This is a genomic window from Tessaracoccus sp. (genome assembly GCF_016714275.1).
Taxonomy (GTDB): domain Bacteria; phylum Actinomycetota; class Actinomycetes; order Propionibacteriales; family Propionibacteriaceae; genus Arachnia.
Genome location: NZ_JADJNP010000001.1, coordinates 570,157 through 597,049 on the forward strand (window position 1 = coordinate 570,157; position 26,893 = coordinate 597,049).

The window sequence follows — 26,893 nt, forward strand, 5'->3', positions numbered from 1 at the left end:
GGGGGCAGTTACTGGTAAATCCTTGCGCGGGACAACGGACTCCTACAGCGTAAGCGTGGCGAGGCCATCGGCGGCCAGGTGCAGCGTCGTCGAGTCGTCCCCGCGAACGAAGACCACGAGGCGGGCGTCCAGCGTGCGGCGCGACGACGAGCCGTAGGGCGTGTTGTCGGCGAGGTCTCCGTTCTCCAGGCCGAGCAGCGTGCCGTTCTCGACGACGGCGGTCACCAGCAGGTCGTCCGCTGCGGGGTTCCCGTCGGCGTCGCGCAGCGTCACCTCGACTTGGAGGACGCGCTCCCCCTGCGGCGCCGCCAGGTCGGGCCAGGGCGCCGCATCGCCCGGCCCAGCGTCCGGCCAGGTCGGCGCCCACACCCCGGCGGTCAGCTCCACGGCGGGGCCGCGGCGCTCCAGGCGGTCCCAGACGACGACGTCGCCGCGGCGGGCCTGCGCAAGCAAAGGGTCGGCCCCGGGAGTGACGGTTCCCCGCCAGAGTCCTTCCTCTTCGTCGACCGACATCAGCACCTCCACGCCGCCCGTGGTCAGGCTCACCTCCTCCCCGTTGGTGAAGCACAGCACTTCGACGGGCTCGTCCGGCTCCCAGGAACGGGACGACCCGGGCTGCCAGAAGGTCCAGTCCGAGTCGCTGGACGGGCGCGTCACGAGGTGGACGAACGGCTCGTCGGACCACCAGCTGCGGCGCAGTTGCCCGCGCGGCTTCACAAACCCGGCAAGGGTGAGCAGTCCAGCGCCAGAGCCGTGGATCGGCCAGCCGTGCGCCTCACCGAGGTAGTCGATGCCCGTCCAGAGGAACTGACCCGAGATGTAGTCGTTGTCGATGACGGCGCGCCACTCTCGGTAACCATGCCCGTTCTCGCTGCCCAGCAGCGGCTGATCGGGGAACCGCGCGTGATGCTCCTCGTACAGGTGTTGCTTGTAGTTGTAGCCGATGAGGTCCAGCCGGTCGAGCAGCCCGGTGAGGCTGGAGAGCTCGGGGAAGGCCGCGGCGAGCGTGACGGGCCGGGTGCCGTCGGTCGCCTTCACGATGTCGATCAGCCGGTTGGCGATGGTTGTCAGCCGCCGGATGTCCGGGCGGTCAGGGTCGTAGATGCGCTCGGCCGCCGGCTTGTTGGCATCGTTGTTGCCGGTCATCTCCGCGAACAGCGGATGCACGTACGGGTCGTTCGGGTAGTCGATCTCGTTGCCGATGCTCCATGCGACGACCGACGGGTGGTTCTTGTGCGCCTGCACCATGTTGGCGAGGTCGCGCTCGTGCCAGGCCGGGAAGTGCTTGGCGTAGCCCTCGTGCTTCGGCGGGTACACGTTGTGGCCCTGCCACCACTTGTTCTTCGGGTTCTCCCATTCGTCGAAGGCCTCGTCGATCACGAAGAGGCCGAGCCGGTCGCACAGCGCGTACAGGTCCGGGCCGTGCGGGTTGTGGGCCATCCGGACGGCGTTGCAGCCGATCTCCTTCAGCGTCAGCAGCCGCCGCAGCCACACCTCGGCCGGGACGGCGACGCCGAGGCAGCCTGCGTCCTCGTGCAGGCACACGCCCTTGAAGGTTCGTGGCTCGCCATTGACGGAGAATCCCTTGTCGGGATCGAATGCGAACCTTCGGATGCCGACGGTCTCCCGGTACTCGCTCTCGCCACCGGGGTGAGTCAGCGTTGTCACCAGTCGGTAGAGGTTGGGGCGGTCATCGGACCACAGTCGGGGTGAGGCGATGTCCTCATCGAAGACGACCTCCAGCGAGCCGCCGGCCGGGACTTCGACGGTGCGCGCGTATGCGTGCACCGCGTCGCCCGTGAGCGCGCGCAGCTCCTGCCGGAGCGTGACGACGGCGGGCTCCGCGAGGTGGTTCTCCACCACCTGGGCGATCCGCACGGTCGCCGTCGACGCCTCCGCGCCGAGGGTGACGAAGGTGGTGCCGTACTCGGCGAGGCCCACGGCGTCGTGCACCTCGAGCTCAACGGGACGGGTGACGCCGGTGCCGTTGAACCAGCGCGAGTCGGCGAGGTCGGTGCGCTCGACGCGGACGCTGACGACGAGGTCGTCGTCGGGGCTGTAGGACAGGATCTCGGTGAGATCGAACGAGAACTCGGCATGGCCCGACGGCCGTGAGCCGAGGTGGTAGCCGTTGGCCCATACGTCGGCGTTCTTGTAAGCACCGCGGAAGCGCAACCGCACGCGGTGCCCCTCGGTGAGGCCGAGGCCGCCGAGGTCGACGTGCGCCCGGTACCAGCCGACGCCGCCGGGAAGGTAGCCCGTGCCGCTGGAGCACGCGGACGAGAAGGGCTGTTCGACGCTCCAGTCGTGCGGCACGACGACGGGGCGCCAGCCCGCGTCGTCGAAGTTCTTCCTCCACGCGTCCGGCTCGTCGGCGAGCAGGAAGGACCAGGCGGGGACAGGGAAGGAGCGCATGCGTTTCCTAGAAGTCGTGGGCGTAGGCCGCGAAGATGCGGACGAAGAAGGTGGCGTTGGCGTACGCGAGTGCCGCGAAGCCGACCAGCAGCCAGAGCAGGCCGTAGCCGACGAACTGCGGATAGAAGACCGTGACGACGACGGGCAGCCCCAGGACGACGGCCATCATCAGCGACCACGGGAGGTGCCGCAGCGACATCAGGCGGGCGTTGCGGAAGACCGTGCGGATGTTGTCGTCGAACACCGCGTGGTAGGGGAAGACCCAGAGCAGCATCAGCGCCACCCGGAAGGTCACGAAGGAGAAGGCGATCCATAGCCCAACCCGAAGCAGCTCGTTGATGTTCAGGTTGTCGATCACGACGTACCAGGCGGCCAGCACGAGGAGCAGACCCCCGGCGATCAGGCCGATCGCCGTCGACTGGCGGAAGTTCTGCTTGAAGGCGTCGAAGTAGTCGGCGATCAGCGACTCGTCGTCGCCCTTGACCTGCTTGATGGCCGTGGCGTTCAGCGCGGTGACCGACGCGCCGAGGGTGACGAGCGGGATCGAGGTGAAGACGAAGAGGAGATTGAGGAGCATGAAGTCGGCGAAGCGGCCAAGGAACCGCATCAGCGGGGAGTCCGCGGTGAACAGGTTGCGCACGCTCTACTCCTGATCGTGGAAGGAAAAGGTAAGTGAGGGGCTGTGCGGGTCGGCGCTCGGACGGCCCGCACAGCCCCTCTCTAGGGGAGGACTACTTCAGGCCGCGCTCGGTGGCCCAGGCGTCGACCTGGCCCTGGATGTTCTCGCGCACCGTCTCGTAGCCGGCTGCCTTCAGCTTCTCGCGCATCTCGGCGACGGCCGCGGCCGGATCGTCGAACTTGCCGTACTGGAGCTGCGGGACGTACTCCGAGAGCACGGCCGCCATGGCGGCGAGGTCGGACTCGATCGGGTCCTTGTCGATGATCAGCGTCTCATACGGGTACTGCTTCGCCCGGCTGATGAGGTCTTCGTAGATCTTGTCGATGTCCGGGTGGTCGGTGGTGCGACGCGGCTCGAACTCGTCCATGCGGCCGGCCCAGAAGTTGGAGTCCAGGCCATCCTTCGACGGGTCCCAGCCCTCGGGGCGGTCGAGCAGGCCGTCATCGGTGATGATGTAGTCGACTCCCTCGATGCTGAACCGGCCTGGGGTTGTCGGAGGGCATGATCTAACACACGAAGGGAAGGGATCATGCCAGCAACGAAGAAGTACGACACGGAGACCCAGGCGCGGGCGGTTCGGATGTATACCGACCGGCTCGCTGAGGGTGGGGTGTCACAGAGCAAGGCCCGTGAGGAGGTCGGCGAGCTCCTCGGGATCAACCCGTCAACGCTGCGGAACTGGATCCGCCGTGACCGAGGCGAGGGCGTCACCCCCGCTGCTGCCGGGGGTGAGTCGGTTGATGCCGAGGTCGTGCGGCTCCGCCGCGAGATCGCCCAGCTCCGCCGGGCGAACGAGATCCTGAAGACCGCCTCGGCGTTTTTCGCGGCAGCGGAGCTCGACCGCCGACTCGGACAGTGATCGACTACACCCGCACCTACGCGGACAAGTTCGGGGTCGAGCCGATCCTGACCGTGCTGAACGAGCACGGTATCGGGATCGCCCCGTCGACGTACTACGCCCACGCCGCTCGCGGGTTCGAACCCACCGAGCAAGAACTCGACGACGCGTACGCGGCGAACGCGCTGTTCACGCTGTGGGTCAAGAACCGGCGCCTGTACGGGCGCCGGAAGCTCTGGAAGACCGCGTTGCGGGCCGGCATCGAAATTGGTCGTGACCAGGTCGAACGGTTGATGAAACTCGTCGGGATCGACGGTGTCCGGCGCGGGAAACACCGCACGGTCACCACACGACGCGATCCCCGAGCGCCCCGACACCCGGACCACGTTCGACGGCGCTGGGCATGGCCGTCGCGGCCTGACCTGTGGTGGGTCGCGGACTTCACCTACGTGTGGACGATCGCGGGGTTCTGCTACATCAGCTTCATCACCGACGTGTACTCCCGCCGGATCCTCGGCTGGCGCGTCACCACCACGAAGACCACCCCGCTCGTGCTCTCAGCGCTCGAACAAGCCCTGTTCACCCGCCGACGCACCAGCATGGAGTTCACCGGCGACGGGCTGCTCCACCACTCCGACGCCGGCTCCCAGGGCGGAATCAAGCGGTCGTCGCAACACCTCGATGACGGAGGTGGGTTGTGGCGACAAGGGAGCAGAAGAAGACGGCCATGGCGGAGCAGGGGCTGTCCGGTCGGCGTCGGCAATGGCGGGCGGATCGGGCGTTGCGTCCGCCGATGCGTTCACCGGGCAGGCCGGAGCCCTCACGCGCGGTGCAGCGTGCGTTCTGGCGGCTGATCGCCACGGGAATGTCCAGCGAGGACGCTGCGGCCGAGGTCGGCGTGTCGACCCCGGTGGGGTCCCGGTGGTTTCGCCACGCTGGCGGCATGCCACCGATCTCACTGGCCGATCCGACCGGCCGCTATTTGTCCTTCGAAGAGCGTGAGGAGATCGCGCTGCTGCGCGCTAAGCAGGTCGGGGTGCGTGAGATCGCGCGGAGGATCGGCCGCGATCCGGGGACGATCTCCCGAGAGCTGCGCCGCAACGCGGCCACGCGCAGCGGGACACTGGAGTATCGGGCGTTGGTGGCGCAGTGGAAGGCGCAGCAGGCAGCGAAGCGACCGAAGACGGCAAGGCTCGCGACCAACGACCGGTTGCGTGAGTACGTCCAGGAGCGCCTTGCTGGCAACGTCCGCAGACCGGACGGCAGCATCGTCGTCGGGCCGGAACCGCCGGCATGGAAGGGGCTGAACAAGCCGCATCGGCAGGATCGGCGGTGGGCGACTGCATGGAGTCCGGAGCAGATCTCGCACCGGCTGAAGGTTGATTTCCCTGATGATGAATCCATGCGCATCAGCCATGAGGCGATCTACCAGTCGCTGTTCATCCAGGGCCGTGGTGCGCTCAAACGCGAGCTGGTCACCTGCCTGCGAACCGGCCGCGCGCTACGACGCCCACGATCTCGATCACAGAACCGCCCGCACGGGCATGTCACCGAGGATGTCGTGTTCTCCGAACGCCCTGCGGAGGCCGCAGACCGCGCCGTCCCCGGGCATTGGGAGGGCGATCTGATCATCGGCACGGGCCGGTCCGCGATCGGCACGATCGTCGAGCGCAAAAGCCGCTCGACCCTGCTGGTGCATCTGCCGCGGCTTGAAGGCTACGGTGAGATCCCGCCGGTGAAGAACGGCCCCGCGCTGAGCGGCTACGGGGCGATCGCGATGAACGCCGCGCTGATCGCGTCGATGACAAAGCTTCCCGAACAGCTCCGCAAGACGCTCACCTGGGACCGCGGCAAGGAGCTCTCCGCGCACGCCCAGTTCGCGCTCGAGACCGGCACAAAGGTGTTCTTCGCTGATCCCCACTCGCCCTGGCAGCGGCCGACGAATGAGAACACCAACGGACTGCTGCGTCAGTACTTCCCGAAAGGCACCGACCTCTCGCGATGGTCCGCCGAGGAGCTAGAAGCGGTCGCTCTCGCGCTCAACAACCGGCCACGCAAGAGCCTGGACTGGAAGACACCCGCCGAGGTATTCGAAGAGCAGCTACGCTCGCTTCAACAACCCGGTGTTGCATCGACCGGTTGAACTCGCCCAGTACACCTCGCTGGCGTTCACCGAAGCCCTCCACGAGGCCGGGATCACCGGCTCCATCGGGAGTGTGGGTGACGCCCTCGACAACGCGCTCATGGAATCCACCATCGGGCTGTTCAAGACCGAAGTCATCGACCACGAACAAGACGTCTGGACGTCCTGGAGACAAGTCGAGCAAGCCACCGCTTCCTGGGTCCACTGGTACAACCACGAACGTCTCCACTCCTCGATCGGAGACATCCCACCGGTCGAGTACGAAGACAACCACTATGCTCTAACCCGAGGCCACGACAACCCCGTCGCCGCCTAACAACACCCTCCGACGAACCCAGGCCGGTTCAGTTGGCGCCGCAGGCGATCTTGACGATCTCGTTGTCGCCGTAGTTGCGCACGTAGGTCTGGAACTGGCGGTAGAGCGCCGCATAGTAGTCCGCGTCCATGTTGCCGCCGCAGCCCCAGGACTCGTTTCCGACCCCGAAGAACGGCACGGTCCACGGCTCCTCCCGGCCGTGCTTCTTGCGGAGGTCGGCCATGATCGTGCCCGAGCTCAGGGTCATGTACTCGACCCAGTCCCGCATCTCGGCGACGGTTCCTGAGCCGACATTGCCGTTGATGTAGGCCTCCGCGCCCAGCTGGTCCAGCAGCTCGAAGAACTCGTGCGTTCCGAACTCGTTGGGGTCGACGACGCCGCCCCAGTGCGTGTTCACCATGCCCTCACGCCGCTCGCCGACGCCCTTCAGCCAGTGGTACTCGTCAGCGAAGCAGCCACCCGGCCAGCGGACGACGGGGACCTTGATCGCACGCAGCGCGTCGATGGCGTCGATGCGTAGGCCGTTGCGGTTGGGGATGCCCGAGTCGACGCCGACCCAGAGTCCCTCGTAGATGCCGCGGCCCAGGTGTTCGGCGAACTGGCCGTAAATGCGGCGGTCGAGGGTATGACGATGGGCGTCTGTGCGAATGGCGGTCACGGGTGCTCCTTTGTCCCCTACCCGCGGTGCGGTTCCCGAGAGTCAGCACCGCGCGGCAATATGTATCGATACAAGGAAAGCATATCCAGCGCCCCTTGTCACGTCCCCCCTGCGGCCTACCTCCCCCTATAGAGCGCCGTGCTCGCGCGAACCACGAGCTCCGTCGGGACCGGCGGCACCGGCTCGGACAGCCGGACGCCGGCGATGCGATCCAGAAGTTGTTGCACCGCGGCGCGGCCGACGGCGGCGAAGTCTTGGCGGACGGTAGTGAGCGGCGGCCAGAACGACGCGGCGTCAGCCATGTCGTCGAAGCCGACGACGCTGGTCTCACCCGGCACGTCCACGCCGTTCTCGTGCAGCGCCCGAAGCACCCCGAGGGCCATCTCATCGTTGGCCGCGAAGATCGCGGAGGCACCGCCGTTGCTCAGCAGTTCAAGGCCCGCCCGATAGCCGGACCCGGAGGACCAATCGCCGCGCCGCACCGGAGGCGCCGCGATGCCCCGCTCCCATAGGCACGAGCGCCACGCCTCTTCGCGGCGGACGGCCGCGTACGAGTCGACGGGGCCGGCGACGTGGTGCACCGTCGGATGCCCGAGGCCGAGGAGGTGCTCGGTGGCCTGACACGCGCCCATAGCCTGGTTGGTGTCGATGATGGCGTCGCCGACCGAGTCGATGAGCACCACCGGCAACCCTGCGGGCAACTCCACCTCGCTGCGGGCAAGCGTTCGCCGCTCGAACAGGAGGAGGATGCCGTCGACGGGCTGCTCACCGAGCCGCTCGAGCGCGGCGGCGAGCCCCGAGGGATTCGACCCGTCGACGGGGACGAGGATCACCGAGTAGCCGACCTCGTTCGCCGCCAGCGCGATCGCCTCCCACGTCCGCACGTTGCCGTAGGTGGCCAGCGTGAACATGCCGACGCCGATGCTGCGGTACTCGCCCGAGCGCAGCGCGAGACCTATGCGGTTGCGCCGGTAGCCCAGCTCACGCATGGCCGCGAGCACCCGGTCCCGGGTGGCTGGTTCGACGTTGCTCGCGTCGTTGGCCACCCGCGAGACGGTCTGGGCGGACACGCCGGCACGCTCGGCGACCTGGCGTTGGGTGGCGCCGCGGTGCGCGATGCCGCCGCGGCCTGCCGCTGTATCTGTCATCTCACCTTCGCCCTCCGAGACGGGCAGGAAACCTGTCCTCCCGCGCCGCCGTGCGCTAGAGTCACCCACAATGATTGCGTAAACATCGCGATCGCTCAACCCCTCACGAGAGGTCTCGCGCGCATGTCACGCTTCGCCATCGGTGACCACGACTTCCTCCTGGACGGTCGGCCGCACCGCATCCTATCCGGGGCGCTGCACTACTTCCGGACTCACCCTGGCGACTGGGCGGACCGCATCGCCAAGGCCCGTCGGATGGGCCTGAACACCATCGAGACCTATGTCGCCTGGAATGCTCACGAGCCGCGAAGGGGCGAGTGGTCCGCGTCGGGCACGACCGACCTGGGCCGCTTCCTCGATCTCGTCGCTGAGGCCGGCATGCACGCCATCGTCCGTCCCGGACCCTACATCTGCGCCGAATGGCACAACGGGGGGCTTCCGGCCTGGCTGACCGCCATGCCCGGCATCGGCCTACGCCGCTCGGAGCCGACATACCTGGCCGAGGTCGAGGCGTATCTTCGTCGCGTCTACGAGATCATCGGTCCGCGCCAGATCGACCTCGGCGGCAACGTCGTCCTCGTCCAGATCGAGAACGAGTACGGGGCCTACGGCGCAGACAAGGAGTACCTCGCAGAACTCGTCCGCGTCACGAAGGACGCGGGCATCACGGTGCCGTTGACGACGGTAGATCAACCGCAGCCGCAGATGCTGCGCGACGGCAGCCTTCGGGGACTGCATCTCACAGGCTCGTTCGGGTCGCGCGCCGTGGAACGCCTCGCGACGCTGCGCGAGCATCAGCCCACGGGTCCGCTGATGTGCTCGGAGTTCTGGTGCGGCTGGTTCGACTGGTGGGGCAACACGCACCACACGACATCGGCCTCCGACTCCGCCGCGGAGCTCGATGCGCTGCTCGCGACGGGGGCCTCGGTCAACATCTACATGGTCCACGGCGGCACGAACTTCGGCCTGACGAACGGCGCGAACCACAAGGGCCGGTACCTGCCGTTGGCCACGTCCTACGACTACGACGCCCCACTCGACGAGGCCGGCGACCCGACGGCGAAGTACTTCGCGTTCCGCGACGTCATCGCCAGATATGCTCCGGTGGCAGACGAGCCGCCCGCTCCCGCCATCGCCCGCCCCGAGGTGGCCGCCCCGCTCTCCGTTCTCGGCGACTGGCGCTTGGCTCTGCCTGCGCCAACCGTGGAGGGAGAGACTCCCCCGACCTTCGAGGACCTGGGCCACGTCGGCGCGCTCATCGAGTACACCGCCGAGCTCCCTGCGGCCGCCTTCGGCGAGGAGTCGACAGCGCTCCTCACCGTCGACGACGCGGTGCGCGACCTGGCCTGGGTCGAGGTCGACGCCGTGCGCGTCGGACGGATGTCGCGGATGCGGCACGAGCGGTCACTCGCGATCCCCCGCGGCTGCGCGATCTCGATCCTCGTCGAGGACCTCGGGCGCGTGAACTATGGCCCGCGGATCGGCGAGGCGAAGGGCCTTATCGGCCAGCCGCGCGTCGGCGGGGTGCCGTTGACCGGATGGACGGCCACGCCCATCGATGTCGCCGCGATCGGCGCCGCGCTGACCGGCGACGAGGCAGACGGCGAGCAGGCGACGTCGCCCGCCCCCGGGCCGGTCGCGCTGCGCGGCGAGTTCGCACTCGACGCGCCGTCGGACCTGTTCCTCAGCACCGACGGCTGGGCGAAGGGATACGCGTTCGTGAACGGCTTCTTCCTCGGGCGCTACTGGTCGAACGGCCCGCAGCGAACGCTGTACGTGCCCGGCCCCGCCACGCGGGCTGGAGCGAACGTCGTCGTCTTCCTGGAGCTGGAGGGCACCGCCGAGACCGTTGCACGATTCGTTCCGCGTCCGGACCTGGGCCCGGCCGAGGAGTAGCCCTCCTACCGAACGAAGAAGCTGCCGTCCCTCAGCCCACGAGCGACGCCGGCGCGAAGCGCACCGCGAACGGCTCCGCCACCTCGAACGACTCCGAACCCGAGGCGCGAGCAACCTCTCGATAGGCCCCGTCCACGAGACTCCACGCGATGATCGACGGGACATCCGGATCGATGACCCAGTAGTGCGCGCACCCGGCACGCTGGAGACGGTCCTTCTTCAGCAGCAGATCCACCCCGCGCGTGGACGGAGACAGCACCTCGACAGCCAGTAGCGGGGCGGTCGGAAGGTCCACCTCCGTAAACGCCTCCTTCGGCGCCACAAGTAGGTCGGGCTGGATCACCGTGTCCTCGGCGAGCACGACGTCAACCGGCGCGTAGAGCACCAGAAGTCCACTCGGCGCCGCGTCCCGAAGGGCGACATAGAGGTTGCCCGAGACGTCCTGGTGGCGGACGCGAGGCGCGGGGGTCACGATGAGCGCCCCGTCAACGAGTTCGTATCGGTGCCCGTCATCGGGCACACCCTCAAGATCCGCGCGCGTCAACTCCCGCCCGTATGGCAGGAAGCTCGGCGCCTCGGTCGTCATGACGCTCATGGTACCTCTCCCCTTCGCTCATGCCGCCCATCACACCGGAGCCGCAGGACGAGCACAAACCCACCGCTAACCTGTGGATAACTCAGTCGCCCGTCGCGACGGCGACGTCGGTCAGCGGACGAGCCAGCCGCCGTCGACCGGGATGATCGCGCCGTTGACGTAGTCCGACGCCGAGGACGCGAGGAACACGAACGCTCCCTGCAGGTCGGCGCTCGTGCCCCAGCGCCCGGCGGGGATGCGGCCGAGGATGGCCTTCTCCCGCTCGACATCGGCGCGGATCGCCGCGGTGTTGTCGGTGGCCATGTACCCGGGCGCGATCGCGTTCGTGTTCACACCCTGAGCGGCGAGCTCGGCCGCGAACGACTTCGTGAGGCCGGCGATGGCGTGCTTGCTCGCCGTGTATCCCGGCACCAGGATGCCGCCCTGGAAGGAAAGCATCGACGCGACGTTGATGATCTTTCCGCTCCGCTGGCCTACGAACCGCTGGGCGGCGGCGCGCGAGAGGTGGAACACCGAGTCGAGGTTGACGGCGAGAACCTCGTCCCAGTCCTCGGCCGGATGCTCGAGCAGCGGCGCGCGGCGGATGGTGCCTGCGTTGTTGACCAGGATGTCGATCCGTCCGAAGCGGTCGACAGCGGCCTGGACCGCAGCCTCCAACTCCTCCGGCGTCGCCGTGGCGAAGTCGAGCTGCTGGGCGAGCGGCGCGCGGCCGAGGCCCTCGAGCAGCGCGACGGTCTCCGTCGGAACAGAACGGTCGAGCAGCGCAAGGTCGGCGCCGGCCTCGGCCAGCGCGAGCGCGGCGGCCTGGCCGAGGCCGCGAGAGGTGCCCGTCACGAGCGCGACCTTCCCGTCGAGCCGGAACGAGTCGAGAATCATGCTTTCTCCTTGAGAGTCAGTCGGAGGCTATCGGTCGACACGGGCGCCACCGCCGGCGGCCAGCTTCGCGACCTCGGCGCCGGTGACCATCGACGTGTCGCCTGGGGTCGTCATGGCCAGCGCGCCGTGCGCGGCGCCCAGCTCGACGGCGGCCTGCAGTCCCCGGCCGGTGAGCAGGCCGTAGATCAGGCCGGATGCGAACGAATCGCCGCCGCCGACCCTGTCCAGGATCTCGAGGCCCTCACGATGCGTCGCCTGCACCAAGCCCGTATCCGGGGACCAGGCGACGGCACCCCAGTCGTTATTCGACGCCGATCGAACCGTACGCAGCGTCGTGCCGATCGCCGCGAAGTTCGGATAGGCCTCCGCGACGCGGTTGATCATGGCGCGGAAGCCCTCGATCGGCAGGGTGGTGAGGTTCTCGTCGACGCCCTCGACCTCGAAGCCGAGCGCGGCTGTGAAATCCTCCTCGTTGCCGATCATGACGTCGACGAGGTGGGCGAGCTCGCGGTTGACCTCCTGCGCGCGGGCCTGGCCGCCGATCGCACTCCACAGGCTGGGGCGGTAGTTGAGGTCGTAGGAGATGCACGTGCCGTGCCTCTTCGCGGCCTTCATCACCGCGAGGGCCGTCGCCGCGCTCTGCTCCGACAGCGCCGCGAAGATGCCGCCGGTGTGCAGCCAGCGCACGCCCTGGCGGCCGAACAGCTCGTCGAGGTCGAGATCCTCCGGGCGCAGCTGCGAGACGGCCGTCTGCCCGCGGTACGAGACGCCCCTCGCGCCGCGGACACCGAAGCCGCGCTCGGTGAAGTTCAGCCCGTTGGAGGCGTTGCGCCCCACGCCGTCGCTCTTCGCCCAGTGGATCCACCGGTTGTCGACGCCCCCGGCGAGAATGAAGCCCTCGATCAGGCGGCCAACCTCGTCGTCGACGAACGACGTCAACACCGCCGTATCCAGCCCGAAGACCCGGGAGAGGCCGCGCACGACGTTGTACTCGCCGCCCCCTTCCCACGCGGTGAACGAGCGGGCGGTGCGGACACGGAAGTCGCCCGGGTCGAGGCGCAGCATGACCTCGCCGAGACCGACGGCCTGGTAGCGGCAGTCCTCGGGGTTACGAAGATCGAGCGCCATGTCAGAACTCCGCGTTCATGGCGGCCACCGCGGACGCGCACAGGTGGCGAACAGTGTCGAAGTCCCCCGCGTCGATGGCGGCCGACGGCACCATCCACGAGCCGCCGACTGCGGCGACGTTCGGCAGCGCGAGGTACTCCGCGATGTTGGCGGCCGAGACGCCGCCCGTCGGTATGAAGCGCACACCGCCGAACGGCGCGCCGAGGGCCTTGAGGGCCTTCACCCCGCCGTAGACATCCGCGGAGAAGAACTTGAGCGTCGTCAGACCCAGTTCGAGGGCGGCCATGATCTCCGACGGCGTGACCGTGCCCGGCACGACATCGACGCCGCGCGCGAGCGCCCGCTCGACGACCCGCGGGTTCAGGCCCGGACTGACGATGAACCTGGCCCCGGCATCGACCGCGCGGTCGACCTGGTCGGCAGTCAGCACCGTTCCCGCCCCCATCAGGAGGTCGGAGTTCTCCGCCATGGCCGCGATCGCATCGATCCCCGCCGCGGTCCGGAGCGTCACTTCAGCGACAGGAATGCCGCCCGCCACCAGGGCCTCGCCGAGCCCTGCGGCACGGTCGGCCCGCTCGATCACCACCACCGGGACGATCCGGTTGTCACCCAGTTGCATGAGGCCCCCTTTGGCCAGGTCTCAAGATTTCATTGTATGAAACGCTGTGTTTCAATATGCTGGATTCAGCTTGCCACACGCGCCTCACGGCCGCAAGCGAAGGTGACACAATGACCTGTTGAAGGGAGCGCCCATGACCGAGCCGCCGCGCGTCGAGTCGGTCGACCGCGCCCTGCAACTCCTCCTCACACTGGCCGACGCGGGCCCCGACGGCGCGACCCTCGCCGAACTCGCCGAGGCCACGGGCGTCAACAAGTCGACGGCGTACCGGGCGCTCTCCACCATGCGGCTTCGGGGATTCGCGGAACAAGACGGCGAGCAGGGCAGCTACCGCCTCGGCACCATGGCGTTCGAGCTCACCGAGCGCAGCTACGGCCCGCGGAACCTCGCCACCGCGATGCACCCGGCGCTCGTCGCGCTCGCGCACGCCACAAATGAGCTCGTGCACTTCGGGGTCCTCGCGGGCGACCACGTCCTCTACCTCGACAAGGTCGAGCCGGAGCGCGCCATCCGCGTCTGGTCCGCCGTCGGGCAGCGCATGCCCGTGGCGTCGACGGCGATGGGCCGCGCCCTGCTCGCGGCGCGCGGCGTCCCCGACCGGCTCCTGCCCAGCTACCTGCGCAGCGTCCCCGAGTCTCGCCCCGTCAGCGCCGACCGGCTGCACGACTCGGTGCAGGCTGCGCGCACGCTCGGCTACGCCGTCGAGCATGGGGAGAACGAGCCCGACGTCGCCTGCCTCGGCACCGTCGTCTTGCGAGGCTCGACGCCCGTGGGCGCACTGTCGATCACCGCACTCGCGACGCGGATGACGCGCGAGCGCGAGGCGGACCTCGCGGGGATCATCGCCCGCGAGGTCCCCCCGCTTCTCCCAGAGGGCCTCCGCCTGCTGCTGTGACGGTCGCCACGGCCTGCCGGTCAGCCCTTCGCGCTGGCGATCGCCGCGTCGAGGAGGGCGGACTCGTCGGCCGTCGGCGTCCAGACCTTGGCCTGGCTGTCGGCGTAGAACACGTAGCTGCCGTCGGCGAGACGCTGCAACTGGATCATGTCGCCGGCCTTGTCGGCGAGGTCGAGCATGATAGTCTCCACGCCGAAGTCCAGGTTCATCCCGTCCGACACGACGGTGTTCGCGCCGATGGAGGCGGCAAGGGGCGCAACGTCGCCCAGTTGGGCGGTGCCCAGCGTTCCGCTGTTGCCGATGAAGCACACCGCGGCGGATACGGCGTTCTCCGGCTTCGCGGGCAGGATCGATGCCTGCGTGGAGCACAGCGTGGCGTCGGCCGAGAGGTCGGCGGCGCGGTTGGCGGTCCACAGGTCGGTCAGCAGGTCGAGGAACTCCTCGCCGCCATTGGCGTACTTCGAACCGTCGGTGGTCGTGCGGCAGCCGTGCAACTCACCCTGGACGGGCGTGATGGATCCGTCGGCGTACTCGAAAGCGACCGTGTACGTCATCCGATACTCCATGGTGCACGCCTGGTCCGAGTCCGCGGGGGTGGCGTTCAGGAACCAGGAGACGGCCTTGTCGACATCGGCCGTGAGGGGGTCGAGCGGGCCGCGGGTGCCAAAGGTCGTGTCCGCCTGATCGTCGCCGCAGAGCCAGGCCCGCACGGCACCCTCCTTGAGCACAGGCGCGCCCGGGTGTGCGTACGTGGTGGCCGCGATCGCGATGGTCATCAACTCGCGCGTCTCCGCGCACACCTCCGCTGCGTCACGGTCGGGCAGCGTCGGGCGTGCCGGGGCGGGTGACACCGCGTCGGCGGGCCGCGTCACCTGCGTGGGCCGGTTCATCAGCGAGACGCCAACCGGGATGGCCAAGCCGACGGCGAGCACACCCGCCGCGACGCCGGTCAGTGTCCTGCCGCGCCGACGGTGGCCGCGGACCTTTTCCGCCCACCCCTCGGTCGAGGGCTCGTCGGGCGTGTTGTCGTGCAGCAGGTTGTGGATGTCAGTCATGGTGCGCCTTCTCAGTCAGGTGAGTTGAGCCGCGCAGGGTCGCGCAGCCGCGGGAGGTGTGTGTCTTGACCGTGCCCTCGGCGATGCCGAGCAGCGCGGCGGTCTCGGCGACGGAGCGGTCCTCGAAGAACCGCAGCACCAGGACCGCGCGCTGCATCTTCGGCAGCTCGGCGAGCGCCCGGACCAGGTCGACGCGTTCCGCGCCGTCCGCCTGCCGGAGCCCACCGCCCGGTTCGACCGGGGTTTCCGTGGGAACCTCACCGTTCCAGCGGCGGCGCCACCAGCTGACGTAGGTGCGGTAGATCACGGTGCGCACATAGGCCTCGAACGACTCGTCGTCGCCCAGCGCCACGTAGCGCGAGAACGACTTCGCCAACGCGGTCTGGACCAGGTCCTCCGCCTTGTGCCTGTCGCCGGTGAGCAGCCACGCGGCGCGCCACAGCCGGCCGCCCCTTGCGGCGACGAACCGGTCGAAGTCGCGTTCCTCCTCCAGCGACAGTGTCGCCGAGGCCGCGGGATGCTCGGTCATGCTTCCTCCTCACCCTCTCAACGCGGTCGCACCCGCGCTCGGTTGACGCCCCTCCCCGACACAAATCTCTGTATACGCCGAGCCAGCCCGTATATCGGCCTGGCCGGACCTATAGAGAGATCTGTGTTGAGGCCGAGGATGCAGGAACGCTAGGGAAGTACTGATCAATGGGGTGCCGAGTGAGGACGTGCCAGGCGGGATGAGCTGGGCTCTCAAGATCTGAGGGTGCTATTGGACATAACACCGAAGATATCGAGAGTTCAGATCGCCCGATCTGGTGCGCCGCAGCCGGTGCCCGATTGATCAGTGCTTCCCTAGACCAGCCGCGGCAGCATCCTGGCACCGGTGATGGCAGCGATGATCTCGTCGAAGGTCGCCGTCGCCGCGCCGAACGTGCCGTTGTTGCGGCCGTGGCGCAGCACCTCGACGCGGTCGGCGACGGCGCGCACGTCGGTGAGGTTGTGGCTGATGAAGATGACGCCGAGGCCGCGGTCGCGCAGGTCCTCGATGTAACTCAGCACCTCCGCGGTCTGAGCGACCGACAGCGACGCCGTCGGTTCGTCCAGGACGACGAGCCGGGGCTCGGCCACAAGGGTGCGCGCAATGGCGACGCACTGCCGCTGGCCGGCGGAGAGGCTCCTCAGCTTCACGCGCAGGTCCGGGATGCGGGTGTTCAGCCGCCCGAGGTAGCGCCGGGCGAGCTCGTCCATCCGCGGCTGGTCGAGGAGGCCGCCGACCTCCAACTCCCGCCCCAGGAAGATGTTGGCGGTGATGTCGAGCTCCTCGACCAGGGCGAACTCCTGGAAGACGGTGGCGATACCGAGTGCGAAGGCCGCCTGCGCGCTCGGGATCTGGACGGGCGTCCCGTCGATCGCGATGACGCCGCCGTCGGGCTGGTAGATGCCGGAGATCATCCGAGCCAGCGTCGACTTTCCCGCCGCGTTGTCTCCGACGAGCGCGACGACCTCCCCGGCATGCACGGTGAGGTCGACGTCGACGAGGGCCTGCACCCCACCGAAGTGCTTGCTGACGCCGTGCACGCTCAGCAGCGCGGCGGGGTTGTGCGCGTGCGGCGATCCCGTAGGGGTATCCATCAGAAGGCTCCTTCCGCCCCCGGGCCAGCGTCATCGGTCGCCAGGGCGAGCGCCCCGCGGGCCTCGGCGTCGGCACAGTCGGCCACCACGGCGAGGGAGCCGACGTCGGCCAGCAGTGGCCTGGCGCGGAAAGCCGCCCTCACGGGGCCAAGGAAGACGTCGCCGGTGCTGACCAGTTCACCGGTGAAGCAGATGCGCTCGGGTGCGAACAGCATGGCGGCGTCTGCCGCGGCCGCGCCGATGACGTCGGCCGCGTGCGCGACGGCCTGGCGACAGCCCGCGTCGCCGTCCTTGGCCCGCTGCACCAGGGCGCGCAGGCTGAGCGGACCGTGCGAGACGCGCAACAAGTCGGTCAGCGCGTCGAGGGAGACCACCGTGTTGAGGCAGCCGCGGGCTCCGCACCAGCAGATCAGGCCGGTCGGATCAACCCGCACGTGCCCGAAGCCCCCGCCTGCGGGGAGGGGGCGGCCGTGCAACAGGACGCTGGCTTCCGTGGTGTGAGAGGCGCGGATGACCATCGCCGATCCGACGCCCCGCAGCGCGCCGAAGCGGGTCTCGGCGATCCCGACGGCATCCGTCTCGGACACCAGGGAGATCGGGCGCTGCAGCCGTCGCGAGAGGATGTCGGCGACGTCGACCTGCTCCCACCCGGCGAGCGCGGAGCCGGGGATCGCGAGGCCGACGGTGCCGATGTCACTGGGCGTGGCGCCAACGCGCTCCGTCAGTTCCGCAACCAGGAGGGCCACTCGGTCGAGCGTGGTGTCGAAGCGATGATCGGCCGGGAGGGGAAGGCGCTGCGTGGCGGTGACGCTCCACGAGGCGTCGGCGAGGAGCACCTCCACCGTGCGGTGCCCGATGTGCACGCCCACGCCGAGGTCCGAGGAGCGGGCGAGCGACACGGCCTGGGCGCGGCGGCCGGACCGCACGGTCGCCGACGTCTCCACGATGCCGGCCGACTGCAGGCTCTTGACGAGGTTCGAGACCGTGGCCGGAGAGAGCCCAGTTGCCGCAGCAAGCTCGACCTGCGTGATCTGCCCATAGATCCGCACGGCCTCGACGATGCTGGCGCTGTTGGCTTCCCGCAGCGAGGACTGCGAGCCCCGCGCCGCAGGGGCTTCTACCACCCCTTCACGCTACCATCGCCGCCTGAGCCTTGGGTTCACTACGAGAACTCAACACCCCGCCTAACGACGGCACACGAGGCCTTAGGTCTCGATTTGGTAACTTTTGAGTTTACTAGTTGACGCCAAGCCGCTCGATTCCTACGGTTGCCTTCAGCAGTTGATGCCAACGACCGCTCGGTGACGAGCGGTCCAGAGTCGAAGGAGACACGGGGTATATGCACGTCCTGCTGGAGATGTCTCACATCGTCAAGGAGTTCCCTGGAGTCAGGGCGCTCGATGATGTCACCATGCGCGTCCGCAAGGGTGACATCCACGCCATCTGTGGCGAGAACGGGGCCGGGAAGTCGACCCTGATGAAGGTGCTGTCCGGCGTCTGGGTACACGGCAGCTACGGAGGAAAAATCATCTTCGAGGCGCAGGAGGCCCAGTTCTCCAAGATCAAGGACTCGGAGGAGAAGGGCATCGTCATCATCCACCAGGAGTTGGCGCTGATCCCGGAGCTCTCCGTCACGGAGAACATCTTCCTGGGCTCCGAGGTGATGAAGGGTGCCCTGATCGACTGGGATGCGGCCCGCCTGCAGGCCATGGACCTGCTCGCGCGCGTCGGCCTCGAGGTTGACCCGGACACGCCCGTCAAGACCCTCGGCGTCGGCCAGCAGCAGCTGGTCGAGATCGCGAAGGCGCTGTCAAAGAACGTGAAGCTGCTCATCCTCGACGAGCCCACCGCGGCCCTCAACGAGGACGACTCGGCGAACCTGCTCCAGCTGATGCTCGGCCTGAAGGCCCGCGGCATCACCTGCATCATGATCTCGCACAAGCTCAACGAGATCGCGGCCGTCTCCGACGCCGTCACCGTCATCCGCGACGGCAAGACCGTCGACACCTACGACGTCGTCGCCGGCGAAGTTGACGAGGACCGCATCATCAAGGCGATGGTCGGTCGCTCGCTCGAGAACCGCTACCCGGAGCACACACCGCACATCGGCGAGGTGCTGCTCGAGGTCAGGGACTGGAACGTCGAGAGCGCAACGATCCCGGGCCGATTCATCACCAAGAACGCCTCGTTCCACGTCCGCCGCGGCGAAGTGGTCGGGTTCGCGGGGCTGATGGGCGCCGGCCGCACCGAACTGGCGCGCTCGATCTTCGGCCGCAGCTTCGGCATCTGGCGCTCGGGTCACATGTTCATCGACGGCAAAGAGGTCGCCCCCAAGACGGTCGAACAGGCCATCCAGGCGGGCCTCGCCTACGTCACGGAGGACCGCAAGGTGCTCGGCCTGAACCTGCTGGACGACATCAAGACGACGATCGTCTCCGCCAACCTGCGGAAGATCGTCAAGAACGGCCTCCTGCAGATGGACGAGGAGAGCGAGATAGCCGAGCAGTACCGCAAGGACCTGCGGATCAAGACGTCCAGCGTCGACGCCGGCGTGGCCACGCTGTCCGGCGGCAACCAGCAGAAGGTCGTGCTCGCCAAGTGGATGTTCACGACCCCCGAGGTCTTGATCCTCGACGAGCCCACCCGTGGCATCGACGTCGGCGCCAAGTACGAGATCTACAAGCTCATCCATGCGATGGCCGACGAGGGCAAGGCCGTCATCGTCATCTCCTCCGAGCTGCCGGAGCTGCTCGGCATCAGCGACCGCATCTACACCATCCGCGAGGGCGAGATCACGGGCGAGCTCGCCGCCGCGGACGCCGATCAGGAAAGCCTGATGCGGCGCATGACAACCACCTCCACCGCGCCGGCGGACCCGGCATCGCTCTCCTGACGACGGGACAAGGACTTTCATGAAGTATCTGAAGCAGGTGTTCGGAGGAAATCTCCAGCAATACACCATGGTGCTGGCGCTCGTGCTGCTGGCCATCATCTTCAACGTGCTCTCCGACGGCAAGATGCTCACGCCGTCGAACGCCCAGGCGCTGCTTGCCGGCAACGCATACGTGCTCGTGCTGGCCATCGGCATGGTGATGGTGATCGTCATCGGGCACATCGACCTCTCGGTGGGCTCCGTGGCCGCCTTCGTCGGCATGACCGTTGCCATCTCGACCAGCCAGTGGGGCCTTCCGTGGTGGGTCGGCCTGCTGCTCGGCATGCTCGTCGGCACGCTGATCGGTGCCTGGCACGGCTTCTGGCTGGCGAAGATGGGCATTCCCGGCTTCATCACGACGCTGGCCGGCATGATGGTCTTCCGCGGCCTCACGATCTGGGTGTCGAAGTCGATCTCCGTCCCCGCGCCCAGCGAGTTCGCGTTCTTCGGCGCCGGCTACCTGCCCGAATGGGGCCCGGACCTCGGCCTGAACAACTCGACGCTGCTGCTCGGCATCGTCGGCGGTGCCTGGTTCGTGTGGAGTGAGATCCGCCGCCGCAAGGCGATCATCGGTCGCGGCCACGAGCTGCCGATGTGGGTCACGCTGACCCGCGTGATCCTGTTCCTCGTGGTCATCGGCTACGTGACCTGGCTGTTCGGCAGCGGCCGCCCCGGAACCTCGTTCCCGGTTCCCGGCCTGATCCTCGTCGCGCTGGTCATCATCTACACCGTGATCACCCAGCGCACCCGCTTCGGCCGTCACATCTACGCCGTCGGCGGCAACCGGCAGGCCGCGGCGCTGTCCGGCGTCAACGTCAGCAAGGTCTACTTCCTGGTGATGGCGAACATGTCGTTCCTCGCCGCGCTGGCCGGCATCCTCTTCATCGGCCGAACGGGCGCCGCAGGCCCCAACGACGGCACGATGTGGGAACTCGACGCGATCGCCTCGGTGTTCATCGGCGGCGCGGCCGTGTCCGGCGGCATCGGCACCGTCGTCGGCTCCATGATCGGCGGCCTTGTCATGGCCGTCCTCAACTCCGGCCTGATCCTGATGGGCGTCGGCGCCGATCAGACCCAGGTCATCAAGGGCCTCGTGCTGCTGGCCGCCGTCGCGATCGACGTCGCCAACAAGAAGCAGGGCGGCTCATCGATATTCAAGCGCAAGCCGGCCGCGGCGAAGCCCGCCGTGACCGTCTCCCAGTAACCCATCCCAACGACCACCTCGGGCCACGGGCCCGCCGTCTGCAGGACCGTCCGGCAGGCGCATAGGAAAGGAAACCCCATGAAGTTCAAGACAGCAGCCGTCGCGGCGATCGTCGCGGCGCTCAGCCTGTCGGCCTGCGGTGGCGGCCGCGGCACCGAGCCCGCCCCCCAGCCCGGCGGCACCGGAAGCGGCGCTCCCGCGGCTGGCTTCGCCGCGGACGCGACCATCGGCGTCGCGCTCCCCTGGCTCGGCACCCAGAACTGGAAGGAGGCCGAGGTCATGTTCAAGGATCAGCTGAGCAAGGCCGGCTTCAAGCCCCTGGTCCAGGCAGCCGACAACAAGGTCCCGCAGCAGCAGCAGCAGATCGAGTCGATGATCCAGAACGGCGCAAAGGCGATCGTCGTCGGCCCCGTCGACGGCAAGCAGCTCGGCCCGGTCCTCCAGAACGCCAAGGACGCCGGCATCCTCATCCTCGGCTACGACCGCCTGATCGAGAACACCAAGGCCATCGACGGCGTGGTGCAGTTCGGTTCGGTCCGCACCGGTGAGCTGCAGGGCCAGTCGCTCCTCGACGGCCTCAAGGAACTGAAGGGTGACGGCCCGTACAACATCGAGCTGTTCGCCGGCGGCCCCGCCGACCCGAACGCCCCGCTGTTCTTCGAGGGCGCCATGAAGGTCCTGCAGCCGAAGATCGACGACGGCACGCTCGTGATCCAGTCCGGCCAGAAGGAGTTCACCCAGGCCGCGACCCCCGACTGGGACAACGCCAAGGCTCAGTCCCGCATGGACTCGCTGCTGTCGGGCTTCTACGCTGACAAGAAGATCGACGGTGTGCTTTCGCCCAACGACGGCATCGCCCGAGCCATCCTGACCTCTGCCCAGCAGGCCGGCCAGGACCAGCCCGTCGTGACCGGCCTCGACGCCGAGAACGAGTCGGTGAAGTGGATCTGGGAAGGCAAGCAGTACTCGACCGTCGCAAAGCCCACCGACAAGCTGGTGACCAAGACGATCGAGCTGATCCAGACCGCGCAGAAGGGCGAGGCCCTTCCCGCCGGCGACGACACGGCCAACAATGGCCAGATCGACGTGCCGATCTTCCAGCTCGACCCGGTGGTCGTGACGAAGGCCAACATCAAGGAAGTCTTCGCCAACGATCCTGAGCGCCTCGCACTGCTCGAGGGCTGACAAAAAGCAAAAGTGGGGGTGTCCGGTTCGCCGGACACCCCCATCTGGCGCTTTCGGCCCCTTCGACTGACCCGCGCATCCCGGCCGCAGAATCGACATCACGATGCAGCTCGTCTTCTCCGGCGACGAACACTCCATGAACTGGCTTCGGCCGGACTTCCCCTACGCCGAGGTCAGAATGGCCGACCCGCGCAGCGGCGCCTCGGTCACCTCGGGCCTGGTCACGACCTCCGAGAACACTCGCGAGGGCGATGTCGTGCGCACAACGGTGACCATCAGGAACGAGGGCACGAAGCCGTACTTCTCGTCCGAGGGCGACCTCGGTATCACCCTGCCTCTCGAGGACCGCTACGACCTGACCGTCGACCAGCAGAAGCTCCGTTGTCACGCCCATGTGTTCTGCGGCGGCACCTCCAGCTACGTGTTCGCGCGTCGGATGGGCGGCGCGGCCCCGCATCTGGGCCTCGTCCTCACCGAGGGGTCGCTGGACTCCTACTCGATCGAGCGCGACCTGAGCCTCTCGAGCAACGACCGCGGCTGCCTCATCCTGCACCCCTCTTTCCTTGTCCTCGCGCCCGGCGAGGCGACGACGATCGCCTGGGCGATCTTCCCGTGCGCGGGACCGGAAGACTTCCTCGCCCAGGCCGGAACCCACACCCGCTTCGTCTCCGCCGCCTGGGACCGGCATGTGCTCTTCGCGGGCGAGTCAGCGGCGCTCGTGGTGCGGCCGTCGTTCGCTGCGCGCAGGGTCACCGCCGACGGCACGCCGCTGCAGCGCCAGCCCGACGGCTCGTTCCGGTACGAGCTCCCCGCTCCCGCCCTCGGCGCGCACACCATCACGGTCACGGCCGACGAACAGACCGTCCGGACCAGGATCCTGGTCAAGGCCACGCTGGTGGAGCTGCTCCTGAACCGGGTCCTCTTCATCGCCCGACGGCAGCAGTACACGGGCCCGCTGCCCACGCTGGACGGCGCCTACCTGATCTACGACAACGAGACCGATCGCGTCTACTACAACCACCTCGGCGACTACAACGCCGGGCGCGAGCGCATCGGCATGGGCGTCCTCCTGGCCGGGTACCTGGCCGCGATCCAGGGCGGCGCCGTTGCGACGCCCGGCGACGACATCGTCACAGAGCTGACCGCGAGTCTCGCCCGCTTCGCTGGATTCGTCCGCCGCGAGTTCGTCGACACCGATACCGGCGAGGTGTTCGACGACGCCGGTCGCGACGGCAGCGTCCGCCGCCTCTACAACAGCCCCTGGGCCGCCACGTTCTTCCTCGCGCTCCACCGGCTGACCGGGGTCGACGCCGACCTCGATACGGCCCTGCGCGTGATCCTGCGGTTCTACGACGACGGCGGCGCGCGGTTCTACCCGATCGAGCTCCCCATCCTCGACCTCTGCGGGGCCCTCTCCCGGGCCGGGCGAGCCGCGGACCGCGACAAAGCAGAGGCCCTCTTCCTCGACCATGCCCGCCGGATCGCCGCCACCGGTTCGGCCTACCCGCCGCACGAGGTGCGCTACGAGCAGTCGATCGTCGCCCCCGCCGTCGACATTCTGCTCCAGGCCCACCTCCTCAGCGCGGATCCGGACCTCCTGGCAGCGGCCCGCGCGCAACTGCCCGCCCTCGAGCAGTTCCAGGGCATCCAGCCCGACTATCGCCTGCACGAGGTGGCCATCCGGCACTGGGACGGGTTCTGGTTCGGCAAGCGCCGGCTCTACGGCGACACGTTCCCGCACTACTGGAGCGGGCTGAGCGGCAACGCCTTCGCGCTGTTCGCAGCCGCCACCGGCGACGAAACCTACGTGGCTCGCGCGGAGGCGTCGCTGCGCGCCGTGCTCTCCCTGATCCACGACGACGGTCGCGCGACCTGCGCCCACGTCTTCCCGCGCACGGTCAACGGCGAGCCCGCAGCGAGCGACGACCCGTTCGCCAACGACCAGGATTGGGCGCTGGTCTTCGCCCTCCGCCACCGCGTCCGAGCTGCAAGCACAAGGCATAGTCCGTCTTAAGAGTTGGTGATTCCACCACCTCTGGTGGAATCACCAACTCTTAGTAGACACAGGCCGTTGACGGATCTGACCTCTACGACCGCGGGTACCCGACCGATTCAGCCTCGGCGACCCACGCGATCGGCGAACGCATCGATCACGTCCTCGGCGATCCAGACCCGGTTGCAACCGGTCGCTGCTTACCCGCATGGCCACGCACGCGGGTCGCCAACGACTCACCGACCAAAGAACCTTCTCAGGAGGTCGACAGGTCCAGCTCGAAGCCTGCGCCGGCGTCGTCCACCGTCAGCACGCGAGTGTTCTCGCCGTGGACGACCACCGTGAAGCGCTGGCGGGCGAAGCCCTCGAAGCCGTCGCCTGTCGTCTCCGCGCGGAGCGTCACGTCCTCGCCTGCCCTGGTCACGACGAGGCGGGTGCGCAGCCGTGCGCCGGTCGTGGCCGCGCGCGAGTGGCCGTCGTCCTCCTGAAGCTCCGAGGTGTACTTGCCGTCGACGACCGGAGGGAAGACGTGCAGCTCGATCTCCTCCGGGCGATAACCGGCGGTGGTGAGCGGCGCCGACGGCCACATCGGGATCACGGCGCCGGCGCGGGCGTAGAGGGGGATGCGGTAGAGCGGGGCGTCGGCGGAGACGAAGCGGTAGCCGTCCAGAACGTCGTCGGTGTGCCAATCGTACCAGTGGCCACGCGGCAGGTAGACCGAGCGCGCGACGGCGCCCTCCTCCAGGACAGGCGCGACGAGCAGGTTCGGGCCGAACAGGTACTCGTCGTCGATGTCGACGACCACGCCGTCGTACTGGTCCTCGAATACCGGCGGCCGCTGGACCGGGGCTCCGGTCTCCGCAGCCTCGACGAAGGCGGTGTAGATGTAGGGCAGCAGGCGGTAGCGCAGCTCGACGGCGCTCCGGGCGATGTCGAGCACCGCGGGACCGAACGACCAGGGGTACTGATCGCGCTGGAAGATCACGGAGTGGTTGCGGCAGAACGGCGTCAGCGCGCCGTACTGCATCCAGCGGGCGAACAGCTCGGAGGTGGTCGACTCGCCGAAACCGCCGATGTCGGCACCGACGAACGCTTGGCCGGACACGCCCACGCCGGCGGCCATTCGGGAGACTGAGGCCGAGGTGCTCCCAGTTCGAGATATTGTCGCCCATCCAGTTCGCGGCGTAGCGCTGGATGCCCGGCGAACCCGCGCGCGAGAGCACGAAGGTGCGCTCGTCGGGACGCGCCTTGAGCAACCCCTGCACGGTGCCCATCGCCATCAGCAAGGCGTACTGGTTGTGGTACCGCTCGTGCGAGGCGCGGCCCTTGTCGAACCGCATCGACAACGGCGAGATGTCGCCGGTGGCCGGCTCGTTCATGTCGTTCCAAATGCCCGCCATGCCCGACGCGACATGCGCCGCGTTGAGCTCGCCCCACCAGGCGCGAGCCTCCTCGGTGGCGAAGTCGGGGAACGCGGTGTTCCCCGGCCAGACCTGGCCGATGTAGGTGTCGCCGCCCTCGGTGCGGCACAGCACGTCGCGCTCCCTCGCCTGGTCGAAGACCCAGTAGCCGGGCTCCGCCTTCACGCCGGGATCGATGATGCTGGTCAGGCGATATCCCCTCTCCGTGAGCCGGGCGATCATCCCCTCCGGGTCCGGGAAGACCTCGCGGTTCCAGGTGAAGACGCGGTAGCCATCCATGTACTCGATGTCGAGCCAGAGGCCGTCGCAGGGCACCTCGTCGGCCCGCAGGCGGTCCGCCAACACCTCGAAGTCCTCCTGCGTGTAGCGATGCCAGCGGCACTGGTGATAGCCCAGCGCCCACAGCGGGGGCAGCTCCATCCGTCCGGTGAGCCAGGTGTACGCCTCGAGGATGTCGCTCATCGTCGGCCCCGCGAAGACGTACTCGGTGTACTGGCCGCCGGCGAAGTGCACGCGGTACTGGTGGCCGGGCGCGAAGTCATACGTGGCGCGGTAGCCATTGTCGACGAACGACCCGCTCATGGCACCGGTGACGCCGTCGCGGTGATAGAAGAACGGGATCGACATGTAGTACGGGTCGAACTCTGCGCTGGTGTTGCGTGCGCGGGGGTCGTCGGCCGCGCGCCCCGCGGTGAACTCGCCTGACGCCGTCGGGTTGAGGACGTCGGTGTTCCAGAGCGTGAAGTCGCGGCCGCTCCGGTTTCCGCTGCCGGTCTTCTCCCCCAGCCCGAAGAACGAGTCGGTGGGGGTCCGACGGCGCGCGAACGTGAACGCGTCGTTCAACGTGGCGTAGGCGGCGAACCCGCCGTCGTGCAGCGGCGCTGTTTCGAGCACCGCGCTGCCGTCCGCGCGCCGCACGCCGACGCGGAACGGGTCGAGGCCGACGTGAACGGTCAGCGCCTCGGTCACGACGCGCAGCTCGCCGTCGGACTCCTCGACGGCAAACGCGGCGCGCACATCGGTGAGGTCTGCCGAGACGGCGTGCGTCGGCGCCTCGTCGAACACACCGCCCCGGCTGACCTTGAACCGCACGATGTCGGCGCGCAGGACGTCGACTCGGAACCGCTCACCGTGCAGGTCACCGACGATGCCGGTGGGCGTCGCCGCCACGGAACCGAGTTGGGTGTAGCGGACGTAGTTGTCGTAGCTGGTCACGACGGCCTCGGTCTCTTGGTCGGTGGCAGGGAGTCAGCGACACAAGCTACCGGCACGCG

The 26,893-nt window shown here is 68.3% G+C and carries 23 protein-coding genes, 2 pseudogenes and 1 other annotated feature; of the genes and pseudogenes, 10 read left to right on the forward strand and 15 right to left on the reverse strand.

Annotated elements, in window-relative coordinates; genetic code table 11:
* Positions 1-42: 42 nt before the first annotated feature.
* From IPJ61_RS02680 to IPJ61_RS02690, 3 genes are all read right to left on the reverse strand, one after another.
* Positions 43-2,415 carry a glycoside hydrolase family 2 TIM barrel-domain containing protein gene (locus IPJ61_RS02680; protein WP_297102733.1) on the reverse strand — a complete coding sequence of 791 codons (2,373 nt, stop codon included), beginning with the start codon at positions 2,413-2,415 and terminating at the stop codon, positions 43-45.
* A 7-nt stretch (positions 2,416-2,422) separates the two neighbouring features.
* Positions 2,423-3,055 carry a YesL family protein gene (locus IPJ61_RS02685; protein ID WP_297102735.1) on the reverse strand — a complete coding sequence of 211 codons (633 nt, stop codon included), beginning with the start codon at positions 3,053-3,055 and terminating at the stop codon, positions 2,423-2,425.
* Positions 3,056-3,146: 91 nt separating this feature from the next.
* The gene (locus tag IPJ61_RS02690) at positions 3,147-3,461 is read right to left on the reverse strand and encodes a DUF3502 domain-containing protein (RefSeq protein WP_366505124.1); all 315 of its coding nucleotides are present in this window, start codon (positions 3,459-3,461) and stop codon (positions 3,147-3,149) included.
* 162 nt (positions 3,462-3,623) lie between these two features.
* Between IPJ61_RS02690 and IPJ61_RS02695 the strand changes: the two genes are divergently transcribed.
* The 4 genes and pseudogenes from IPJ61_RS02695 to IPJ61_RS02710 form a co-directional block, all read left to right on the forward strand.
* Positions 3,624-3,953 (forward strand): transposase, encoded by a 330-nt coding sequence (locus IPJ61_RS02695; protein WP_297102737.1) that lies wholly within the window; start codon positions 3,624-3,626, stop codon positions 3,951-3,953.
* Positions 3,908-4,039 (forward strand) — a sequence feature (AL1L pseudoknot). (Overlaps the previous gene by 46 nt.)
* Entirely contained in the window at positions 3,950-4,786 is an 837-nt protein-coding gene (locus tag IPJ61_RS02700) for a DDE-type integrase/transposase/recombinase (RefSeq protein WP_297102739.1), read from the forward strand. (Overlaps the previous feature by 90 nt.) Before IPJ61_RS02695 ends, IPJ61_RS02700 begins: the two co-directional genes overlap by 4 nt.
* A complete protein-coding gene (locus tag IPJ61_RS02705) occupies positions 4,726-6,075 on the forward strand; it encodes an IS30 family transposase (RefSeq protein ID WP_459251260.1) in 1,350 nt (449 codons plus the stop codon). The genes IPJ61_RS02700 and IPJ61_RS02705 overlap by 61 nt, the downstream gene beginning before the upstream one ends.
* Positions 6,056-6,391, forward strand: a pseudogene (locus IPJ61_RS02710) (transposase); the annotation flags it as partial. The gene IPJ61_RS02705 and the pseudogene IPJ61_RS02710, both read left to right, overlap by 20 nt.
* A 28-nt stretch (positions 6,392-6,419) precedes the next feature.
* Here the strand turns inward: IPJ61_RS02710 and IPJ61_RS02715 are convergent.
* Both IPJ61_RS02715 and IPJ61_RS02720 read right to left on the reverse strand, forming a co-directional pair.
* Complete coding sequence (locus tag IPJ61_RS02715) at positions 6,420-7,049, reverse strand: hypothetical protein (protein WP_297102741.1); 630 nt, start codon at positions 7,047-7,049, stop codon at positions 6,420-6,422.
* Between the two features lie 116 nt (positions 7,050-7,165).
* Positions 7,166-8,197 carry a LacI family DNA-binding transcriptional regulator gene (locus IPJ61_RS02720; RefSeq protein WP_297102743.1) on the reverse strand — a complete coding sequence of 344 codons (1,032 nt, stop codon included), beginning with the start codon at positions 8,195-8,197 and terminating at the stop codon, positions 7,166-7,168.
* A 123-nt stretch (positions 8,198-8,320) separates the two neighbouring features.
* On the opposite strand from IPJ61_RS02720, the gene IPJ61_RS02725 reads away from it, so the two are divergent.
* Positions 8,321-10,093: a glycoside hydrolase family 35 protein gene (locus tag IPJ61_RS02725; protein ID WP_297102745.1), complete on the forward strand. Its 1,773-nt coding sequence runs from the start codon at positions 8,321-8,323 to the stop codon at positions 10,091-10,093.
* Positions 10,094-10,124: 31 nt separating this feature from the next.
* Here IPJ61_RS02725 and IPJ61_RS02730 read toward each other — a convergent pair whose 3' ends face one another.
* The 4 genes from IPJ61_RS02730 to eda all read right to left on the reverse strand — a co-directional run bounded on the left by IPJ61_RS02730 (position 10,125) and on the right by eda (position 13,311).
* A complete protein-coding gene (locus tag IPJ61_RS02730) occupies positions 10,125-10,679 on the reverse strand; it encodes a Uma2 family endonuclease (protein WP_297102747.1) in 555 nt (184 codons plus the stop codon).
* A 120-nt stretch (positions 10,680-10,799) separates the two neighbouring features.
* Positions 10,800-11,564 (reverse strand): 2-dehydro-3-deoxy-D-gluconate 5-dehydrogenase KduD, encoded by a 765-nt coding sequence (gene kduD, locus IPJ61_RS02735; RefSeq protein WP_297102749.1) that lies wholly within the window; start codon positions 11,562-11,564, stop codon positions 10,800-10,802.
* 27 nt (positions 11,565-11,591) lie between these two features.
* Positions 11,592-12,692 carry a sugar kinase gene (locus IPJ61_RS02740; RefSeq protein WP_297102752.1) on the reverse strand — a complete coding sequence of 367 codons (1,101 nt, stop codon included), beginning with the start codon at positions 12,690-12,692 and terminating at the stop codon, positions 11,592-11,594.
* Between the two features lies 1 nt (position 12,693).
* Complete coding sequence (eda, locus tag IPJ61_RS02745) at positions 12,694-13,311, reverse strand: bifunctional 4-hydroxy-2-oxoglutarate aldolase/2-dehydro-3-deoxy-phosphogluconate aldolase (protein WP_297102754.1); 618 nt, start codon at positions 13,309-13,311, stop codon at positions 12,694-12,696.
* Between the two features lie 133 nt (positions 13,312-13,444).
* Between eda and IPJ61_RS02750 the strand changes: the two genes are divergently transcribed.
* Positions 13,445-14,206 carry an IclR family transcriptional regulator gene (locus tag IPJ61_RS02750; protein WP_297102756.1) on the forward strand — a complete coding sequence of 254 codons (762 nt, stop codon included), beginning with the start codon at positions 13,445-13,447 and terminating at the stop codon, positions 14,204-14,206.
* Positions 14,207-14,226: 20 nt separating this feature from the next.
* Here the strand turns inward: IPJ61_RS02750 and IPJ61_RS02755 are convergent, their stop codons facing one another.
* The 4 genes from IPJ61_RS02755 to IPJ61_RS02770 all read right to left on the reverse strand — a co-directional run bounded on the left by IPJ61_RS02755 (position 14,227) and on the right by IPJ61_RS02770 (position 18,008).
* Positions 14,227-15,261 (reverse strand): hypothetical protein, encoded by a 1,035-nt coding sequence (locus IPJ61_RS02755; RefSeq protein ID WP_297102758.1) that lies wholly within the window; start codon positions 15,259-15,261, stop codon positions 14,227-14,229.
* Positions 15,254-15,790, reverse strand: coding sequence for a SigE family RNA polymerase sigma factor (locus tag IPJ61_RS02760; protein WP_297102760.1), 537 nt, complete (start codon positions 15,788-15,790; stop codon positions 15,254-15,256). Before IPJ61_RS02760 ends, IPJ61_RS02755 begins: the two co-directional genes overlap by 8 nt.
* A 314-nt stretch (positions 15,791-16,104) precedes the next feature.
* Complete coding sequence (locus IPJ61_RS02765; RefSeq protein ID WP_297102762.1) at positions 16,105-16,884, reverse strand: ATP-binding cassette domain-containing protein; 780 nt, start codon at positions 16,882-16,884, stop codon at positions 16,105-16,107.
* Positions 16,884-18,008, reverse strand: coding sequence for an ROK family transcriptional regulator (locus tag IPJ61_RS02770; RefSeq protein WP_297102764.1), 1,125 nt, complete (start codon positions 18,006-18,008; stop codon positions 16,884-16,886). The genes IPJ61_RS02765 and IPJ61_RS02770 overlap by 1 nt, the downstream gene beginning before the upstream one ends.
* A gap of 215 nt (positions 18,009-18,223) precedes the next feature.
* On the opposite strand from IPJ61_RS02770, the gene mmsA reads away from it, so the two are divergent.
* The 4 genes from mmsA to IPJ61_RS02790 all read left to right on the forward strand — a co-directional run bounded on the left by mmsA (position 18,224) and on the right by IPJ61_RS02790 (position 24,219).
* On the forward strand, positions 18,224-19,777 hold the full coding sequence (gene mmsA / locus IPJ61_RS02775) for a multiple monosaccharide ABC transporter ATP-binding protein (RefSeq protein WP_297102766.1): 1,554 nt from the start codon (positions 18,224-18,226) through the stop codon (positions 19,775-19,777).
* Positions 19,778-19,796: 19 nt separating this feature from the next.
* Entirely contained in the window at positions 19,797-21,020 is a 1,224-nt protein-coding gene (locus tag IPJ61_RS02780; RefSeq protein WP_297102769.1) for a sugar ABC transporter permease, read from the forward strand.
* A 78-nt stretch (positions 21,021-21,098) separates the two neighbouring features.
* Positions 21,099-22,205, forward strand: coding sequence for a substrate-binding domain-containing protein (locus tag IPJ61_RS02785; protein ID WP_297102771.1), 1,107 nt, complete (start codon positions 21,099-21,101; stop codon positions 22,203-22,205).
* A 103-nt stretch (positions 22,206-22,308) separates the two neighbouring features.
* Positions 22,309-24,219 carry a hypothetical protein gene (locus tag IPJ61_RS02790; protein WP_297102773.1) on the forward strand — a complete coding sequence of 637 codons (1,911 nt, stop codon included), beginning with the start codon at positions 22,309-22,311 and terminating at the stop codon, positions 24,217-24,219.
* Between the two features lie 235 nt (positions 24,220-24,454).
* On the opposite strand, the gene IPJ61_RS22495 is transcribed toward IPJ61_RS02790, so the two are convergent.
* Positions 24,455-25,321, reverse strand: coding sequence for a glycoside hydrolase family 31 protein (locus IPJ61_RS22495; RefSeq protein ID WP_459251246.1), 867 nt, complete (start codon positions 25,319-25,321; stop codon positions 24,455-24,457).
* Between the two features lie 55 nt (positions 25,322-25,376).
* Positions 25,377-26,834: pseudogene (locus IPJ61_RS22120) on the reverse strand (TIM-barrel domain-containing protein); the annotation flags it as partial.
* Positions 26,835-26,893 lie beyond the last annotated feature (59 nt).

What these genes read in the sequence shown, in the direction of transcription:
- IPJ61_RS02680 (WP_297102733.1), bottom strand. Translation starts at nt 2,415, where the DNA reads ATGCGCTCCTTCCCTGTCCCCGCCTGGTCCTTCCTGCTCGCCGACGAG.
- IPJ61_RS02690 (WP_366505124.1), bottom strand. Translation starts at nt 3,461, where the DNA reads ATGGACGAGTTCGAGCCGCGTCGCACCACCGACCACCCGGACATCGAC.
- IPJ61_RS02695 (WP_297102737.1), top strand. Translation starts at nt 3,624, where the DNA reads ATGCCAGCAACGAAGAAGTACGACACGGAGACCCAGGCGCGGGCGGTT.
- IPJ61_RS02705 (WP_459251260.1), top strand. Translation starts at nt 4,726, where the DNA reads ATGCGTTCACCGGGCAGGCCGGAGCCCTCACGCGCGGTGCAGCGTGCG.
- IPJ61_RS02720 (WP_297102743.1), bottom strand. Translation starts at nt 8,197, where the DNA reads ATGACAGATACAGCGGCAGGCCGCGGCGGCATCGCGCACCGCGGCGCC.
- IPJ61_RS02725 (WP_297102745.1), top strand. Translation starts at nt 8,321, where the DNA reads ATGTCACGCTTCGCCATCGGTGACCACGACTTCCTCCTGGACGGTCGG.
- IPJ61_RS02730 (WP_297102747.1), bottom strand. Translation starts at nt 10,679, where the DNA reads ATGACGACCGAGGCGCCGAGCTTCCTGCCATACGGGCGGGAGTTGACG.
- kduD (WP_297102749.1), bottom strand. Translation starts at nt 11,564, where the DNA reads ATGATTCTCGACTCGTTCCGGCTCGACGGGAAGGTCGCGCTCGTGACG.
- IPJ61_RS02740 (WP_297102752.1), bottom strand. Translation starts at nt 12,692, where the DNA reads ATGGCGCTCGATCTTCGTAACCCCGAGGACTGCCGCTACCAGGCCGTC.
- eda (WP_297102754.1), bottom strand. Translation starts at nt 13,311, where the DNA reads ATGCAACTGGGTGACAACCGGATCGTCCCGGTGGTGGTGATCGAGCGG.
- IPJ61_RS02750 (WP_297102756.1), top strand. Translation starts at nt 13,445, where the DNA reads ATGACCGAGCCGCCGCGCGTCGAGTCGGTCGACCGCGCCCTGCAACTC.
- IPJ61_RS02755 (WP_297102758.1), bottom strand. Translation starts at nt 15,261, where the DNA reads ATGACTGACATCCACAACCTGCTGCACGACAACACGCCCGACGAGCCC.
- IPJ61_RS02760 (WP_297102760.1), bottom strand. Translation starts at nt 15,790, where the DNA reads ATGACCGAGCATCCCGCGGCCTCGGCGACACTGTCGCTGGAGGAGGAA.
- IPJ61_RS02765 (WP_297102762.1), bottom strand. Translation starts at nt 16,884, where the DNA reads ATGGATACCCCTACGGGATCGCCGCACGCGCACAACCCCGCCGCGCTG.
- mmsA (WP_297102766.1), top strand. Translation starts at nt 18,224, where the DNA reads ATGCACGTCCTGCTGGAGATGTCTCACATCGTCAAGGAGTTCCCTGGA.
- IPJ61_RS02780 (WP_297102769.1), top strand. Translation starts at nt 19,797, where the DNA reads ATGAAGTATCTGAAGCAGGTGTTCGGAGGAAATCTCCAGCAATACACC.
- IPJ61_RS02785 (WP_297102771.1), top strand. Translation starts at nt 21,099, where the DNA reads ATGAAGTTCAAGACAGCAGCCGTCGCGGCGATCGTCGCGGCGCTCAGC.
- IPJ61_RS02790 (WP_297102773.1), top strand. Translation starts at nt 22,309, where the DNA reads ATGCAGCTCGTCTTCTCCGGCGACGAACACTCCATGAACTGGCTTCGG.
- IPJ61_RS22495 (WP_459251246.1), bottom strand. Translation starts at nt 25,321, where the DNA reads ATGGCCGCCGGCGTGGGCGTGTCCGGCCAAGCGTTCGTCGGTGCCGAC.